This window comes from Mesorhizobium sp. M7A.T.Ca.US.000.02.2.1 (genome assembly GCF_003996995.1).
GTDB lineage: Bacteria > Pseudomonadota > Alphaproteobacteria > Rhizobiales > Rhizobiaceae > Mesorhizobium.
The window spans coordinates 1-13376 of record NZ_RZTT01000141.1 but is presented as its reverse complement, the minus strand read 5'-3'; the positions used below and the strand labels follow the sequence as shown (position 1 = coordinate 13376).

At 59.8% G+C, this 13376-nt stretch carries 12 protein-coding genes and 4 pseudogenes; 12 read left to right on the top strand and 4 right to left on the bottom strand.

Annotated features, from left to right (window positions below):
- Positions 1–292: 292 nt before the first annotated feature.
- The 8 genes and pseudogenes from EOD15_RS15490 to EOD15_RS35760 all read left to right on the top strand — a co-directional run bounded on the left by EOD15_RS15490 (position 293) and on the right by EOD15_RS35760 (position 8766).
- Entirely contained in the window at positions 293–1723 is a 1431-nt protein-coding gene (locus EOD15_RS15490) for an amidohydrolase family protein (protein ID WP_127309101.1), read from the top strand.
- Positions 1724–1752: 29 nt separating this feature from the next.
- Positions 1753–1938 (top strand): annotated as a pseudogene (locus EOD15_RS36780) (acyl-homoserine-lactone synthase); the annotation flags it as partial.
- Between the two features lie 303 nt (positions 1939–2241).
- Entirely contained in the window at positions 2242–3720 is a 1479-nt protein-coding gene (locus tag EOD15_RS15480) for an NAD-dependent succinate-semialdehyde dehydrogenase (protein WP_127309100.1), read from the top strand.
- A 14-nt stretch (positions 3721–3734) separates the two neighbouring features.
- Positions 3735–5138 carry an aspartate aminotransferase family protein gene (locus EOD15_RS15475; protein WP_127309099.1) on the top strand — a complete coding sequence of 468 codons (1404 nt, stop codon included), beginning with the start codon at positions 3735–3737 and terminating at the stop codon, positions 5136–5138.
- Between the two features lie 204 nt (positions 5139–5342).
- Positions 5343–6698, top strand: a complete 1356-nt coding sequence (locus tag EOD15_RS15470; protein ID WP_127309112.1) for a Glu/Leu/Phe/Val dehydrogenase — start codon at positions 5343–5345, stop codon at positions 6696–6698.
- Between the two features lie 561 nt (positions 6699–7259).
- Positions 7260–7997 carry a LuxR family transcriptional regulator gene (locus EOD15_RS15465; protein WP_127309098.1) on the top strand — a complete coding sequence of 246 codons (738 nt, stop codon included), beginning with the start codon at positions 7260–7262 and terminating at the stop codon, positions 7995–7997.
- A gap of 297 nt (positions 7998–8294) precedes the next feature.
- A pseudogene (locus EOD15_RS36775) lies at positions 8295–8434 on the top strand (IS110 family transposase); the annotation flags it as partial.
- Positions 8435–8547: 113 nt separating this feature from the next.
- Complete coding sequence (locus tag EOD15_RS35760; RefSeq protein WP_164761533.1) at positions 8548–8766, top strand: hypothetical protein; 219 nt, start codon at positions 8548–8550, stop codon at positions 8764–8766.
- 134 nt (positions 8767–8900) lie between these two features.
- On the opposite strand, the pseudogene EOD15_RS15455 reads toward EOD15_RS35760, so the two are convergent.
- Positions 8901–9503 (bottom strand): annotated as a pseudogene (locus EOD15_RS15455) (transposase); the annotation flags it as partial.
- A 141-nt stretch (positions 9504–9644) separates the two neighbouring features.
- Here EOD15_RS15455 and EOD15_RS36770 point away from each other — a divergent pair.
- Complete coding sequence (locus tag EOD15_RS36770) at positions 9645–9917, top strand: acyl-homoserine-lactone synthase (protein WP_245463680.1); 273 nt, start codon at positions 9645–9647, stop codon at positions 9915–9917.
- A gap of 722 nt (positions 9918–10639) precedes the next feature.
- Complete coding sequence (locus EOD15_RS36765; RefSeq protein ID WP_348627050.1) at positions 10640–10777, top strand: DUF2285 domain-containing protein; 138 nt, start codon at positions 10640–10642, stop codon at positions 10775–10777.
- Positions 10778–10805: 28 nt separating this feature from the next.
- Here the strand turns inward: EOD15_RS36765 and EOD15_RS15440 are convergent, their stop codons facing one another.
- Entirely contained in the window at positions 10806–11057 is a 252-nt protein-coding gene (locus tag EOD15_RS15440) for a DUF2285 domain-containing protein (RefSeq protein WP_127309097.1), read from the bottom strand.
- A gap of 125 nt (positions 11058–11182) precedes the next feature.
- Between EOD15_RS15440 and EOD15_RS15435 the strand changes: the two genes are divergently transcribed.
- Together EOD15_RS15435 and EOD15_RS15430 are read left to right on the top strand one after the other, a co-directional pair.
- Positions 11183–11443, top strand: coding sequence for a helix-turn-helix transcriptional regulator (locus EOD15_RS15435; RefSeq protein WP_127309096.1), 261 nt, complete (start codon positions 11183–11185; stop codon positions 11441–11443).
- 33 nt (positions 11444–11476) lie between these two features.
- Positions 11477–12306: pseudogene (locus EOD15_RS15430) on the top strand (MFS transporter); the annotation flags it as partial.
- A 470-nt stretch (positions 12307–12776) separates the two neighbouring features.
- Here EOD15_RS15430 and EOD15_RS35755 read toward each other — a convergent pair.
- Together EOD15_RS35755 and EOD15_RS15420 are read right to left on the bottom strand one after the other, a co-directional pair.
- Positions 12777–12986, bottom strand: coding sequence for a hypothetical protein (locus EOD15_RS35755; protein ID WP_185929005.1), 210 nt, complete (start codon positions 12984–12986; stop codon positions 12777–12779).
- Positions 12983–13376 (bottom strand): transposase (locus EOD15_RS15420; protein WP_206523116.1); only part of this gene is annotated, 394 nt, incomplete at its 5' end. The genes EOD15_RS15420 and EOD15_RS35755, both read right to left, overlap by 4 nt.

Here is a 13376-nt window from a genome sequence, read left to right as displayed (position 1 = left end):
TCATACATGAAATTTAATTGCCGACCGCGTTTTGGTTATGCGGGCGGGGAGGATCATCGAAGCGGGTTTGCCGCGCGATATTCTGAAGCATCCCCGCGAACACTACACCCGCAAGATTCTCGCCGCTGCGCCATCCCTCGACGAGGCCTTGGAACTGAGGGCGGCACAGAGACGAGTGGTCGGTGGACTGAACCGCCGCCTCCAGATGCATCTGAGGATGTTCTGGTCGAAATTTGGAGGCTGCATGTGTACGCGACGCGGCCGTAAACTTGACAGACGGAGATGACATCAAATGAACAACCCTGTCGCCGAGATGTCGAGCGATCTGGCCGCAAGTCCCGCGAAGACGACGTCGTCGACTTCTCCTTACCTGCGTCACCTACCCCTGTTCCCTGGAAGGCAGGATCCTGAATTCTTCAAGATCTTCGATGTGGTCAACGCGCTCCCGCTTGATGACACGCATTGTCACCTCGTTACCGACCGCGATGCGATTACCACCCCCCAGCGCTATCTTGAGCGCATTTCGCTGGCCGGATACCCTTTTCCTAACTACTTCCCTGCGGGGATCTATAACCGTTGGCTCACCGGTGACGAGGCAACCCGGCACGACCTTGACAAGACATTCGGAATCCAGGCCAAGGTCGATGAGATGACGTACCATCTGTCCCAAAGCATTTTCATCAAATTCCTGACAAAGGAGCTGGCACAGTTCCTGAATTGCGAACCAACATTCGAAGCCGTCATCGAGGCACGGAATGACCGGGGCCGGGATTATTGGTCCTACGTCAACGCCCTTTTCCGCGACGTGAACCTGGAAAACATCATGCTCGATACCGGCTACCACGAAAGCTGCGGCCGGCCGGCCATCGAGAAATTCGAAGAGGCAATCCTTCCCTGCCGGACCCACAGGATTGCCCGCATCGAGGAGATCCAGCGCGAATTATTTAGCATGGATATTTCCTTCGACGAGTTCGAGAGTCTCTACTTCGAACGCCTTCTCGACGTCATGGATGGCACGGGCAATTTCGGCAAGAAGTCCGTCGGTATGAAGTCGTACCTGCTGCCGTATATCGGCCTGATCGAACCGCTTTACGATCGGACGCTTGCGGCAAAGTCGTGGAATGCGATGCGGAAATCCTACGCGGAATTGCCGTTCATGGAACGGCAGGCGGCGTTCAATGTCTCGAAGGACCTGCGGCGGTACACGTTCACGATGACGCTGGAGGAATGCCTTAAGCGGGACATGCCGATGCAAATCCACACTGGCGACGGCGAGGCGCCAGAGGTGATCCTGCGCAATCAGGACCCATTCTTTCTGGAGGAAGTGGTCCGGTTCGACAAGGACAACATGATGCGGATGCCGAAGATCATCCCGCTGCACGCCGGCTATCCCTCGGTCGGCAAGGCGGCGTGGCTCAGCCACCTGTATCCGAACTGCTATTTCGAGCTATCGATCATGACCCCGTTCGTCCACCAGAGCCTCTACGAGAGGTATAAACAGGTCATGGAGGCGGTTCCGCTCTCAAAAATCCTGTTTGCGAGCGACAACTACCACGTTCCCGAACTGTTCTGGCTCGCCGGACGGTGGGGTAAGCGATATCTCGCGAAAGCGTTGACCGATTATGTCGTCGGCGGAAGTCTCGCCTTCGAGGAGGCGATAGAGGCGGCGCGCATGGTCCTCCATAAGAATAATCGTGCAGTCTACAATTTGAACGACGTCTGAGTCAAAATAGTATTCAGACCCCGGTGGCCCTCTTCGCCGGCACGATCGAGTTCGACCTGCCCCGCCGCCTCAGCCGAATTGTCACCGTCACCGATCTGCGCATGGAGCGCATTCTTCGCCGCGCCGGCTGGCCGCTTGCTCGGATCGGCGAGCCGCACACAATCGGCGCCACCGGTGCCGTGGCCGGATATCCCGACGCCTCCACCGACAGGCTGGAGGACGTTCTTCATGTCCAGTGCTGTGGGCGTGAAGCGCGCCGGGTGCTCGTGAACCGAGCCCGCTTCTCTTTTCCGGGCTCAAGCGGACCCGGCTGTAGCCGTTCATCACCGTCCGTTCGCACGGCCGACGTGACTGCGCAGAGAAGCGCAACATCTATAAGATAGTTCGGTCACTCCCCAATCCTGCAGCGTTGGAGCGATGTTTGCAGGAAACCGGCCTTGAGCGCTGCAATTCTGCCGTCAATCGACGCTCGGGGAAAGCTAGTTTGAAGGCATCTAATCATCCACTTGGAGTAATTGATGAGGGGCACGGCAATCACTGCACTGCTGAGGCTCAAACGGCCGGACCTTTTGCAAGAATGTGCATATATCAATGGGACTTGGGCCTCAAAGTCTGAAAGCCTCGCGATAGTGGATCCTGCAACTGGCGAAGCCTTGGCCAAGGTAGCAGCCTGCGAGGTATCGGATGTGGACGATGCGGTTCTTTTCGCGAGAGCCGCGTTCCTGCGGTGGCGCGACATGCTTCCCCCAGAACGTGGCGCATATCTGCGGAAGTGGGCGACCGGTATGCGTCAAAACGCGGAAGATCTAGCCGTGATCATGACTGCCGAGCAAGGCAAGCCGATCGCGGAAGCTCGCGGCGAGATTTCATACGCTGCCGGGTTTCTTGATTGGTTCGCGGCGGAGGGTGAGCGGGCCTACGGCGAAACCATCCCTAGCCATCTCGCCGGGAGCCGGCTGGCAGTGCAGATGCAGCCGATCGGAGTGACTGTCGCTATCACCCCATGGAACTTTCCCTCGGCAATGATTACAAGAAAAGCTGGAGCCGCGCTGGCCGCTGGCTGCCCCATGATCGTCAAGCCGGCCCCAGAAACGCCCTTATCGGCGCTCGCGCTCGCCCGCCTTGCCGAGGAAGCCGGCATCCCTGCTGGCGTGTTTCAGGTGATAACTGGTGAGGCGCCGCCGCTGGCCAGGCGTTTGTTGGAGCATACCGAGGTGCGGGCGTTCTCCTTTACCGGCTCGACCGAGGTCGGTCGCCTCCTGCTCCAGGAGTCCGCGAAAACCGTGAAAAAAGCTTCGCTCGAACTCGGTGGCAATGCTCCCTTCATCCTGTTCGACGACGCACCTATCGAAGCCGCAGTCGCCGGTTGCATGGCTGCCAAATTCGCCACATCCGGCCAGGACTGCCTGGCAGCGAACAGAATCTACGTGCAGAGGAGAGTCTATGACCACTTTGTAGAGAAATTCGCGCAGGCCACCAGAGATCTGAAAGTTGGGCACGGGTTGGAGCCGGGGGTCGACATCGGTCCAATGACCAAGGCGTCCGGTGCCGAAAAGTGCAGGCAGCAGATCTCCGAGGCTCTCTCAGAGGGGGCCAGAATGGTGACCGGCGCACAAGACAACTTTCTCCGCGGGAACTTTGTCACACCGACGGTGCTCGCCGACGTGACTGACGACATGCGGGTGGCCAGGGAAGAAACCTTCGGGCCCGTGGCTGCTATCTTGCCCTTTGACGACGAAGGGGAGGTGCTCGAGCGCGCGAATAATTCCGAGATGGGCCTCGCGGCCTATGTCTACACCCGAGACCTCAACCGTGCGATGCGGCTCACTGATCGGCTCGAATACGGCATGGTCGCGGTCAACACGCCGAAATTCACTGGTGCGCCGATCCCGTTTGGCGGGTGGAAACAGTCCGGTCTTGGCCGGGAAGGCTCCAAACATGGCATCGCCGAGTATCTGGAATCAAAATACACCTGCTTCGGGAATCTTGTAGCGTGAGAGGATTGCGTCCAATGACGATCAACATCGGGGAAATCGGCGAAAAGGACAGGAACAGCGTCCTGCATCCATTCACGCAGCTTAAGGATTTTGCCAGCGGCAAGCTTGGCGATCCGACCATCGTCGAGACAGGCAAAGGGATTCGCATCCAGGATGCTAGTGGCAACCAACTGATCGACGGCTTCGCCGGTCTCTATTGCGTGAACGTCGGCTATGGCCGGACCGAAGTCGCCGAGGCGATCTCTCGTCAAGCTTATCGTCTCGCCTATTACCATTCCTACGCCGCACACACGACGGACGAACTCGCCATTCTGTCCGACCGCCTTGTGAAGATGGCGCCAGGCAAGATGAGCAAGATCTTCTACGGGATGTCCGGCTCGGACGCCAACGAGACACAGGCCAAGCTCGTCTGGTACTACAACAACCTTCGCGGCAAGCCAAACAAGAAGAAAATTATCTCGCGCGAGCGCGGCTACCACGGCTGTAGCGTAATCTCCGGCTCAATGACCGGCATGAGCTTTTATCATGACCATATGGACCTTCCCCTGCCGCGGATTCTCCATGCTGGGGTTCCCCACTTCTACTGGGGAGCGCAGCCGGGGGAGACTGAACATGAATTCTCCAAGCGTCGCGCGGCCGAACTGGATGACCTCATCCAGCGCGAGGGTCCAGATACAGTGGGTGCATTCATTGGAGAGCCGGTCCTGGGTACAGGCGGCATTACCCCGCCCCCAGCGGGCTATTGGGAGGCGATCCAGCCTGTCCTCAGGAAGCATGACGTCCTCTTGATCGCAGACGAAGTGATTACTGGCTTTGGCCGTACCGGCTCCATGTTCGGCTCACAGCACTATGGCATCGAGCCTGACCTCATCACGATCGCGAAGGGGCTGACATCCGGGTATTTCCCGCTGTCCGGCGCCATGGTGGGAGAGAAGGTCTATGAGGTGCTCGAAGCCGGAGCGGACCGCGTCGGCGCATTCTCTCACGGCTACACCTATTCCGGCCACCCTATTGGCGCCGCGGCGGCAAATGCGGTTCTCGATATCGTCGAAAGGGAAGACCTTCCGGGAAACGCACGCGAGGTCGGCGCGTTTTTCCAAGCCCAGCTGAAGGAGAAATTCTCGCAGTTGCCGATCGTTGGCGAAGTGCGCGGGGTAGGGCTTATGGGCGCAATCGAATTCGTGGCCGATCGCAACAATAGGAACCGCTTCGATCCGATGCTCAAGGTTGGCGCGCGAATATCCAAGGCAGCCCGTGACCGTGGTCTTATTGCTCGCGCGATGCCGCACGGAGACATTCTGGGTTTTGCCCCGCCCCTCGTAGTAACGAAAGCCGAGGTCGAAGAGATCGTCGCCATCGCCGAAAGCGCTGTCCGTGTTGTCATGGATGAACTCACCCGCGATGGCCAAAGAATCTGAGACATCGACCGCAGGAATCGCTCATCCGCGAGGACTTTGTAAGGCGAGTGATCCGAGTAAGGGAGTTCTCAATTGGGTTCGGTGACAATACCAGAGCTCCGGTCCGGCGGGCAAGTGGCGATTGGGCCGGGGAGGGCTGCTGTTCAGCTGCATTCCTCGCCCACCAGCTTTCTGCACAGCGTTGACCAGAATTTCCGCCATGCGATGGAGTTCCTCAATCTGCCTGAGGGACTGGCCGAGCGGATCATTCAGTGCAACTCGACATACACAGTGCGGTTTGGTGTCAGGCTGCGCGGCCGGATGTACAGCTTCGTCGGCTGGCGCTCCGTTCACAGCGAGCATTGCGAGCCTGTCAAAGGTGGTATCCGGTTCACGCCCGATGCGGATGCTGAGGAGGTAGAGGCGCTCGCAGCGCTGATGACCCTCAAATGCGCGCTGGTCGATGTCCCATTTGGCGGCTCAAAAGGAGCACTCAAGATCGACCCGCGTGAGTGGACCCCTCCGGAGCTCGAGCGCATTACCCGCCGTTTCACCCAGGAGCTCAGCAAGCGCGGCCTAATCGGTCCTGGGCTCAACGTGCCAGCTCCTGATGTGGGCACAAGCGAGAGGGAAATGGCTTGGATGGTCGACGAGTTCCGCCGGGCCAATCCGATGGATGTGATCAATGCGCGGGCCTGCGTCACCGGCAAGCCGCTCTCCAAGGGCGGTATTGCAGGGCGCACAGAAGCGACTGGCAGAGGTGTGCAGTTCGCCATCCGCAGCTATCTACAGGATCCGCGCACAGCCGGGCTGAAGCAGGGCCGGGACCTGAAGTGGATATCCGTGGCGGTGCAGGGCTTTGGCAATGTCGGCTATCATGCCGCCAAGTTCCTCTCCGAGGATGATGGCGCGTTGATCACGGTCGTTTCCGAACGCGATGGCTACGTCGCCCATCCGGAAGGCCTTCCCATCGAAGCACTCAAGCGACATCAACTCCGGACTGGCAGCATTCTCGGCTTTCCCGATGCAGAGTCATTCGAAGGGGATATCACAGGCCTGGAACGGCCGTGCGACATTCTCATACCTGCCGCCATGGAAAATGCCATCCATATTGGCAACGCTGAGCGCATCCAGACGCAACTCATCGTGGAGGCGGCCAACGGCCCAGTCACCTACGAGGCTGACGAGATGCTTCGCTCCCAAGGGATCACGATCCTTCCCGATCTCTACGTCAATGCTGGTGGCGTGGTCGTGAGCTATTTCGAATGGGTCAAGAACCTGACCCACATCCCTTTCGGTTTGATGGAGAGGCGGCGGCGAGAGCGGCGCAACCAGACGATCGCCACAGCGCTCGAGCGCATGACCGGCAACGCATTTCCCCTCGACATGCGTGACGAATTCCTTGAAGGCGGCGCTGAGATCGATCTCGTGCGGTCCGGTCTCGAGGATGTGATGCGCAGCACCTGGAAGCGGATAGCCGATCTGCTCGAGACGCAGCCGGAACTCGGCGACTACAGAACGGCCGCCTACGTTGTGTCTATTCGGCACATCGCAGGTGCATACGAGGCCATTGGGATATGATCGATTACGGCAACGGCCTCGATTTGGCTTTCCCTCTGAAGTGTTCAGAAAGGAAGATGTGGCTCTCGTGCCCACATGAGCGGTCCGCCGCCGCTGCCCGGTCGTCACGCGACCGACACCCGTCCGCGGCGCGCCCCGCTGGTGTCCTCCCCAACCGGCGGGGCGCAGTTATTAACGGGCGGGGTGGGAGTGCTTGCAGCCTATCCAATCACAGGCTTGCGACGGAGAGTAAATTCGAATCGCACATCGCGTTCCGCATCTCCGCTGCGCGACGGCTGACGCACGCACGGGAGCTTTGGGCGTCCACCAACGTGCTTGGCATCAAACGTTCTCACCATCAGGCGGTGCCTTTGCTGCTGCAAGCGGGTTTCGCAATTCACTGTTCGAGAAGTTCACATTTGGCGCGGCGGCAGAACTGCCGACGTCGCTCCATATGGAGACAGTCATCGGATGCCGGCTAATTCCGACGAGATTGGCCGCGGTCATGAAAGAAAGCTAGCCCGTCGGTATCCATAAGCCGGCGTGGCGCTCTGCAGCCAATCGAGGGACTTAGTTCAACGCATGACGAAGGACATGCAACTTCTCTTCGAGACCTTCCTGGAACAGCTGTCGGAAAGCGCCGATGAGGCGGATTTCCAAACCGCTATGGCTGCAGCGGCCGCTGGATTGGAGCTAGTCACCTTTGCCTATCTGTCAATGCCGCAACAGCGTTCAAGCGAACCCAGGTTGATCTCAAACTATCCAGCTGGCTGGATCGCGCACTATCTGCAAAACCGGTATGAGAAAGTCGATCCTGTTATCATTCGTGCAAGGTGTGGCGGATGCCCATTTCGGTGGGGATCGGACATACGCGGCGTTGCGACATCACAAGTTCAGCAGACGCTGTTCGAAGAAGCGGCCGAGTTCAGTATCCGCTGTGGCTTGACGATCCCAATCGTCGATCGCCGGAACTGGATGGCAGCGATGACGTTTGCCGCTGATGAGCCCAATCCGGCGTTTCTCCGGGTAGCCGAACGATACGAACAAGCGCTTCAGCTCATGGCGACCTGCTTTCACGTCTCCGTTCGCCGCAACCTGTCCGGCAATCGAACAGTGGACGGCGTTTCGCTGACACCGCGCGAATATGAGTGTCTGCAGTGGGCCGCACGCGGCAAGTCCGCCTGGGATATCGCCGGCATTCTAGGAATCACGCGGCGTACCGCCGCTTTCCATTTGGACAATGCCAAGAAGAAGCTCGGTGTGCGCACCCAAAATCAGGCCGTATCGCTCTTGGCCTCCTCACGATCTTCAATTCTCTGAGAAACTGAGTTTCGTCTTTGGTCCTCCTGTGCAAGTGCACAGGCTGTTTCGGGTGGCGCATTCGCCTCCAATGGCTAGTTCATTCCTTCCCGGAGGGATCGTGTCCCAGGGAGTGGTGTAGCTGGCGGCTTGGTCGCGGCGCCCTCCGGCATGGCGCCAGCTGATCAGCGTGCCAGGGCTGGCAGGGCTGATAAGAGGATCATCGCTCATTTGGCTGATGGTTTCCAGATGGGGTGGATGCCAGCCTTCTCCGACGACATCGCAATGTGCCAAGTTTGTCATGCTCAACGCCACAAAATGGAAGGAGGCACCCGTGGGAAAAGTCTGGCAAAAAACGTGTTTCAGCTGCATGGAGCGGCGGCTGACGGAACTGTCGCATTTCGCAAGAAGCTGTCGCGCCTGCAGTTTTGCAGGAGGATCAGCCGGCATGTGTCGTGGCGCATGATTGGGCTCGCGATTCATCGGCGCCATGGCTGTGGTCCGATGGGCATCCTGCAAGGCGCACCCGGGGGCTCCTGGCTCGCCCGCACGATTGGCGAGGAAGCCGCGCATGGCCATTGCGCTGGCCAACAAAATGGCGCGTGGCATCTGGGGCCATGCTGCCGAAGGGGGGATTACCGGAATCCGGCAACGGTGCCTGCATGAGCATTCACCAGCACACCTGAAGCCGGTCGGTCTGGGATGTGAGGAAGGCAAGAACTGCATGTTGACGATCAGATCGGGGTCAGAAAACCAGAATGACGCACCGAGCCTCACGCTCGCTTTCTAGATTTGGACCTGATCCGCGCATTACCATACCGGCCCGCGGCACGTCATGGCCGCAACTCAAGGCCTGACACAAGACCGCACTCGATCACGTGTTCAAAGGTTCAAAATCTTCCTTGCAAAGCGGCTGGCATCCACAAGCACGTCGGGCTCGGCGTCTTCCATAATTATCGGCAACTTCAGCACCTGCGGCCGGATCTGGTCGGCGACGGCGCGCCACTGCGTGCTTGCGGCCGGGCGTTTCCTGGGCGAAGGCGGTGGCGATGAAAGCGGAGACGACGCGGCGGCCGTTCTTGCCGGCATCGGCCAGCACGTTCTCATCAAGTGAACGCGACAGCGCTGCCCTGTCGCGCACAGCACCTTGGTGACGGCCGCCTTGATGCCTTCATGGGCATCGGAGACGGCGAGCTGACGCCGCGCAGGCCGCGACGGGTCAGCTTGCGCAGAAACTCCGTCCAGATCGGCTCGGCCTCAGAGGTGCCGACCTCCATGCCCAGCACCTCGCGCCGGCCGCCCGCATTGAGCTTGGGGATGCGCAGCTCGACCGTCCCGGCCCGTGTCTCCCATTCGCGCTGGCGATAGCCGGTGCGCTGGGCCGTGCGCAATGGGCTCTTCTCGCCATAGGCGGCGCCGGTGGCGGCTCCATCAGCCGCTCGGTGGCGAACCAATCATCTCGCGCAAGAGATCGGAGTCCGGAGTCTTCTCCACGAGCGCGCGCAGGTTCATCATGTCGTCGGTCATCGGTGGCCCTCCGAAATGGGTTGGCGTCAACAACCAGACCCTACCGGAAAGCGCCGATGACCACCTCGATGCCGCTCGCTCGCTACGGCACTAGCAACGGTGCGCTCGCGAGCGGCTCAAACCGCCGAGCTCGACTGGGACGTGCGGACCAATGGCGGGCACGAGATCGATTCCTTTGATGCGTTGAAGCCGCATTATCTGATCTTGCGAGGTTCCGAGGGTTGCGACCCGGCTGCTTCCGTCGACCGGCCAACGATGCTTCGTCATACCTTTCCGGTGCTGCTGGATGGGAGGATGGCGCCCGAGGAAGCGGGCCTCTGGGAGAGCAGCCGTTCGCCCTTGATATTCCGCTATCCGCGCCGAAGGGCGCTGGCGGAATTGCTGTCGGCATTTACGAGCTCTTCGCAAGCATGATCGAGTTCGGCCTGTCGCGCTGCCTCAGCCGAATTGCACCATCACCGATCGCGCATGGAACATCCTCCGACGTGCCGGCTGGCCGCTTGCGCGAATCGGTGAACCGCACACGATCGGTAACACGCGCGCCGTGGACGGGGTATCTCGACATCTCCGCCGACACGCTAGAGGACGTTCGGAGGGACGGCGGCTTTCATGTCCCATGCTGTGGGCGCCGGCGGTCTGCCCGGCCGTGTGATGTCTGGGCGTTGGCTCCGTGCTCCTGGCGGGCTTGGGTCATGAGTACGCCAGAAGGCGCCGCCGCCGACTGGGATAAGAGCTCGTATTATATGCCGTTCGTCTGACCCGGCGCGGCTGAGCCTGGGAGTTCTTGCGGCGCAATCCGGCCTTCCAGCGTGGTTTTGGCCCGTGCAGTGGAGCCGGCCCAATGGCTGGAACATCGGAGATCACTCGAAATTAGTGCGCCGCGCGTTGACCTGGCCTGCTGAGGCGTTCTGTTCCGCCGATTCTTTGGGTCGTGTATTGCTCCCCGTCCGACTTCATCTCGACGCAATCTGGCCCAAGCACTTGAAACATCGGCTGTGGGCACTCGAGTGTCTCAACAGTGTTGTTGGGCAAGGACGACTCCCAAAGCCCCTGTTTCCGCCGCAGGCTCGTAGTAGCCGCCTTCGCTTCGTACTTCAGGCGCTCGAGGATTCGCTCGCAGACGCTTCGCACCAGGTATCGCCGAAGCGCTGATCGGCGAACCGCGGGTCCAGGCCGACTGGAATGATCCTCGCGATCATCTGCGTGATCGCGTCCGCCGCGCCATTCGCCGCGGCCATAAGCTCATGAATGGCGGGTACAGAGAGTTTGCTTGAAGGCGCAACGGAGCGCCAGCGCGATTAGTCAGCTGGGGAACAATTCCTTGTAGCCAGCGGTCACCATCCAGTTCGCACGGTCAAGATGACTGCGAAGAGCTTTGCGAGCGCGCTCTGGCTCGCTTGCCGGATCAATGCCGAGGATCAGATGCGCCATCTCTTCTTCGCCGGCGCCATCGGCGAAAGCGTCGAGGATCCTCATATAGGTCGTGAAATGCTCCTTGTCATAGGCCGTGAGGCTTTCCGACCAAGGGACTTCTTGAGCGATTTCCGGCTTCATGACGAACGCTATGCCTTTTCACTTCGGTGCGATCCGCACAAGGAGGCTCTGTCGACCGGTCGTTTATAACGAATAGGAACGATCATTCCTAGAACGATCGTTCCTGTTCAGGTCTCTATCGCGCTGTGGATCTCAAGGAGATCATGGCCATCAATATGCGTCGTTTGCGCCATGAGCAGGACCTGACGCAAGAAGAGTTGGCTGCGCGCGCTGAGCTGAGCATGCGCTACGTGGGCTCGATCGAGCGCGCCCGTGTTTCTGCGAGTGTCAGTGTGCTCGGGCGCTTGGCGGTCGCACTGAATGTCGATCCCTGCGACTTGATCAGGCCACCGCAGAGGTACAAGAAGCGTTCCCGGTTGCCCGGGCTTGGGACCTTAGCTGCATGAATTCGCGCCGGACTGATGGTGCCACGGCAGTCGCTGGCCGCTTTTGCCTTGGCCGCGCTGAGTGACTTGGTCCCTCTAGGCGCAACATGGCGCACCGAATGAAAGGTCCGCTCTCCCTCGCGAGATAATGATGACGGCGATTCATGATGGAGTGCGCTTACGGCGATGTCCTTGGAGATCAGGGCGGTGATCGCCTGCGCAACCTTTTTCGGGTTGGCCAGCATTCCGATCCTGGCGCTGCTCCCCCTCGTGGTTCGTGTCAGTTGAAGAGCGGGCCGATCGTCTACGGCATTTATTAGCCGGCTTCGGCACCGGCGCTTTCATCGCGGGCACGAGCAACGGCTTCCTTGGGCGGATCACGTCTCAAAACAGGCTGGTGGTGGCGGCAATTGCTCTGGCACTTGGCGGCGCGGGTTGGCTGATCACAGGGACCGGCATAGACGTGGCGGTGCAACTCGCAAGCCCACGGTGGGTGGTCGGCCGTACACTCTCCATCTACTATGCCCTGAGCGCCGGCGGTTCTGGCTGCCGGCAGCTGGATTTGGGGTTCGCTCGCGCAGAATTACTCCCTGACCTGGGCTTTGGAGGCCGCCGCCGGGGGTCTGTTGCTGGTTGCAGCAGCGGGAATGGTGTTGCCGATACCTCCATGGGAAGAAACGGACAAGTCGCGCACCGGGCACTCGATCTGAAGCCAAGGAGTGACCCTATCGTTGCCAAAAGCGAGTATTTGATATCGGAGGAAATTATCGTGGCCTTTCTGGCCAGCATGCGCGCAAAGCGCCACGCTCTTAGCCGCGCCGACCGCGAACTGGACGCTCCAGCGCAACCTCCAAATGCCTTCACTTTGGACAGAAAGGTTTCGGGCCGCACGATTGCCGGACCAGGTGCCGAGATGCACCCGTGGATGTTCGCCACGCCGGTCGCGCAAATAATGAAACAGCGCGGCGGGCCGATCGACACCGCCGAATGGCCAGTCGTCGCTGACACAGAGCCACGGCCTGCCGGTAAGCCCGGGTCGGGGGCGGGTTGGCAAACTTGCCGCAATGTGTAGATCGGCGCCGTCTAATGTCATGCCGCTGTGCCTCTGGTCACGCAGGCTCCGGGCGAAAACACCTCCTCCAAACTCTGACGTCGTTCCTCATTGTTCCACGGGCGTGACGCCGCCGAGGCATCATACAGGCGTGCGAAGGTTCGTTCCGTGGCAATAGCCCACACAGCCTGTACTGATGAGAATGTCCGCATCCACGAGGGCGTGACGTTCCCCGTCGCTCAATTCCCGGGTTCCAAATCGGCCGCAACGCCAGCTTCCAGCAAGCCTAGATCCTGCGCATATCTAACGGCGAAATGATTGATCTAAGCCGACCAACTGGATATCGTTACGAAGACCTCGGTCGCGAAAAAAGGCGCGATGCTCGGTCTCCCTGTCGGCGCGAGAGCGATCCACCGCGATCCAGATAGGCAGCATACAAATCGTCAGATCGAGGTCGGTGCGCAGTAATGCAGCGTTGATGCCATAGGAGCAACCGACATCAATGACCTTCAACCTAGTGTTGTTTCGAACATGTCGATAATCGGCGAAGATTCTTTCGAAGACTGGCCCGATCCTGGAATCATAAAGTCCTTCAGGCGCTTTATGTGGTATGCGAGATTGGCCATGCCGACCTTCGTCGTGGCCCGCGCGATGCCGATGGTTCGGATGAACAGCCCCATACGGCTCTTCTGCTCGGTAAAGACATGCTCGACGCGCGAGCGGACCTTCGACTTGATGTTGTTGGCGCGCCGGGTGGTTTCGGGCATCAGCCTGCCCTTGGGCTTCTTGCGGTGGACCCGGCTAACGAAGCCTTGCTTCTCCATGGAGATCTCGTTGGCCGCCGATCTGTAGGCGGTGTCGGCCCATACGCTCTTCGAGGTGTTGGTCTTGTCAGCAGGCCTT

Bases quoted from the DNA above. Each gene is read 5' to 3' on its own strand.
- EOD15_RS15490 (WP_127309101.1), top strand. From the start codon at position 293: ATGAACAACCCTGTCGCCGAGATGTCGAGCGATCTGGCCGCAAGTCCC.
- EOD15_RS15480 (WP_127309100.1), top strand. From the start codon at position 2,242: ATGAGGGGCACGGCAATCACTGCACTGCTGAGGCTCAAACGGCCGGAC.
- EOD15_RS15475 (WP_127309099.1), top strand. From the start codon at position 3,735: ATGACGATCAACATCGGGGAAATCGGCGAAAAGGACAGGAACAGCGTC.
- EOD15_RS15470 (WP_127309112.1), top strand. From the start codon at position 5,343: ATGGAGTTCCTCAATCTGCCTGAGGGACTGGCCGAGCGGATCATTCAG.
- EOD15_RS15465 (WP_127309098.1), top strand. From the start codon at position 7,260: ATGACGAAGGACATGCAACTTCTCTTCGAGACCTTCCTGGAACAGCTG.
- EOD15_RS35760 (WP_164761533.1), top strand. From the start codon at position 8,548: ATGGCCATTGCGCTGGCCAACAAAATGGCGCGTGGCATCTGGGGCCAT.
- EOD15_RS15440 (WP_127309097.1), bottom strand. From the start codon at position 11,057: ATGAAGCCGGAAATCGCTCAAGAAGTCCCTTGGTCGGAAAGCCTCACG.